We start from the raw sequence: 2,578 nt of genomic DNA on the forward strand, positions 1-2,578 counted from the left end.
TTCCAGCAAGTTTAAGTGTCGGCAAGCAAGAGATAAAATCCTTAATCAGAAACTATGATTTAAAGGAGTTTAAGGGATTCGGCTGTCCGCTATTATATGAAGTTCATAAAAAATTCCCTTACATGAAGAAATTTTCAATACAAAGAATACTCAGGGAAACCCGATCAAGCGCACTTGAACCCGGTGAGGCTCTTGACCTGATTTGGAGTTTCTACAATACAAAATAGATTACAGGAAAATAGAATATGATGCATAAAATTTGTCCGAGATGCGGATCCAAAAATGTGAAATGGATTATTCCCCAAAACTGGTCCAGATGGGTATGCTATGACTGTGACTATACAGGACCCATCATTGAAGGCAACCAGGAACTGGCCGATGAAATCCGTGAAAATTATTTGAATTCTCTAAAAGAAGGAGATAATGATTAAAAGTAATAAATAACATATTGGAAGCTGAGCGTTACTTATTGAATTTATTTGGGATATTAAATAAGTATTCCATTACGTTAATTATTACAGATAACCATCGCCAACATAATCAAGATTATATTGACAATTGTATATTGCATTTAAAAGTATATAAAGTTTAGGTATACCTAAAAATTTTCTATGTTTTAAAAAAAGTATGGGAAATGGAAAATTAAATTCCCAATCTTTCAAATTCTTCGTTCAAAAATTCCTTGATGTTATCGCGAGCAATTTCAACCATTTCAGGAGCAGGTCCTCCCGGAACAGCTCTGATTCTAACATTTTCAGCAGGATTTAAAGCTCTTTGAATCAAATCGTCTTCCAAGTTCAATTCATCAAAGCCCAATTCAACTGCAATGTCATCAATGAATTTGGATGTGATGTCCTCTTCAGCCATGTTGTTTGCTGTAGCTTCATTCACTATTCTTCCAACAATTTTATGAGCAGTCCTGAATGGAATCCTTTTTTCACGAACCATGATGTCTGCAAGGTCAGTTGCAGTTGCAAAGTTTTTGCCTGCAAGTTCAGCACATCTATCTACCTTAAATTCAACAGACAGCATCATTTTTGTAACGATGGACAATGTCTCTTCAGTTACTTTAACCGCATTCCATAAATGAGGAGTGATTTCCTGCAAATCCCTGTTGTAAGTATATGGAATAGCCTTTAAAATAGTTAAAATTGTGATTAATTCACCGGTAGCTATGCTGGTTTTTCCTCTTGCAAGTTCCGCCACGTCAGGGTTTTTCTTTTGAGGCATGATAGAAGAAGTTGATGAGTACTCATCAGCCATTTCAATGACACCGAATTCGTAAGTGCTCCATAACACGAGTTCCTCACAAATTTTTGCAAGTGTTGATGACAATGCGACCAAATCAAAGACAGTTTCCCCAATGAAATCACGTGCTGAAACCCCGTCCATTGAATTTTCCAGGTATGCATCAAAGCCAAGCAAATCGGTAGTCAGCTGCCTATTGATTGGAAAACTTGTAGTTGCCATAGCTGCTGAACCTAATGGGTTTAAGTTGACACGTTTATAAGTATCCCCTAAACGCTCGTAATCCCTTTTGAGAGCCTGAACATGAGCCATCAAGTGGTGAGCGATTGTAATCGGCTGAGCATGCTGCAAGTGAGTGAAACCTATGAAGATGTCTTCAAGGTGTTCACCGGCCATTTCAACAAGGCCTTCCATGAACTCCAGAATGCCGACTTGAATATTTTCAATCATCTCCCTTAAAACCAATCTGACATCACATGCAACTTGATCGTTACGTGATTTCGCGGTATGCATATAACCCGCTTCCGGACCGATTTTGGAAGTTACATAATTTTCAATAGCCATGTGCACATCTTCAACAGAGGCATCGAATACCAAAGCGTCGAATCCTTCCTCCTTAAGATTATCCAAAGCGCATAAGATATTATCAGCTATCCTTTCATCGATAATGCCTTCGTGCTTCAACATGGAAGTGTGTGCAAAATTAGTCTTGATATCCGCTTCAAAAAGAACTTTATCCGCATCATATGATGAAGTGTATTCAGCTGCTTCATCAGTCATTCCAGTCTTAAAACGACCATTTCTAATATTATCCAAAGAAATCCCTTCTAAAAAGTGAATTAAAAATAAAAATAAATAAAAAAAAGAAATAAAGATTTAAAAAATCTTATTTTTTCATTTCAGTGTATCCGCATTTACCACAAGCGAATCTGTCACCATGGTCTGCCATGAATACACCTTCACCGCAACGAGGACAAATTGGGTTTTTCCTTTCAATTTTGTCTCCATCTACTTTGTAAAGATCAGATTTTCTTACCATTCAAATCACCTATTCTTCTGCTTCTGCTTCTTCTTCAGCAGGTTCTTCTTCAGGTTCTTCATTTTTAGCAATAACATGCTGTGCTTCAATGTATTCTAAGTCTTCAACAGTACCGTAAACTTTAGCATATCCTAAAGCTTTAGGTTCACCGTAGTGAGGTTGTACATTGTCAACAACAAGTAAATCTTTTTTAGTGTTTAATAAAGCAACTAATTTTGATTTGATGTCTAATAATTTAGGAGTTGCTTCTCCATCGTAATCAACATAAAATTTAATTTCTTTTCTGTTAAA

The 2,578-nt window shown here is 36.6% G+C and carries 4 protein-coding genes and 1 pseudogene; 2 read left to right on the plus strand and 3 right to left on the minus strand.

What is annotated here, in order from left to right:
- Both Q0W25_RS08985 and Q0W25_RS08990 read left to right on the plus strand, forming a co-directional pair.
- Window positions 1–227 (plus strand): annotated as a pseudogene (locus Q0W25_RS08985) (ATPase); the annotation flags it as partial.
- Window positions 228–245: 18 nt separating this feature from the next.
- A complete protein-coding gene (locus tag Q0W25_RS08990; protein WP_297824471.1) occupies window positions 246–431 on the plus strand; it encodes a hypothetical protein in 186 nt (61 codons plus the stop codon).
- 211 nt (window positions 432–642) lie between these two features.
- Here Q0W25_RS08990 and argH read toward each other — a convergent pair whose 3' ends face one another.
- The 3 genes from argH to Q0W25_RS09005 form a co-directional block, all read right to left on the minus strand.
- Entirely contained in the window at window positions 643–2,064 is a 1,422-nt protein-coding gene (gene argH, locus Q0W25_RS08995) for an argininosuccinate lyase (RefSeq protein ID WP_298521266.1), read from the minus strand.
- A gap of 70 nt (window positions 2,065–2,134) precedes the next feature.
- Complete coding sequence (locus tag Q0W25_RS09000; RefSeq protein WP_292784086.1) at window positions 2,135–2,287, minus strand: 30S ribosomal protein S27ae; 153 nt, start codon at window positions 2,285–2,287, stop codon at window positions 2,135–2,137.
- A gap of 9 nt (window positions 2,288–2,296) precedes the next feature.
- Window positions 2,297–2,578 (minus strand): 30S ribosomal protein S24e (locus Q0W25_RS09005; RefSeq protein ID WP_298521267.1); only part of this gene is annotated, 282 nt, incomplete at its 5' end.

Source organism: uncultured Methanobrevibacter sp. (assembly GCF_947166415.1).
Lineage (GTDB): Archaea > Methanobacteriota > Methanobacteria > Methanobacteriales > Methanobacteriaceae > Methanocatella.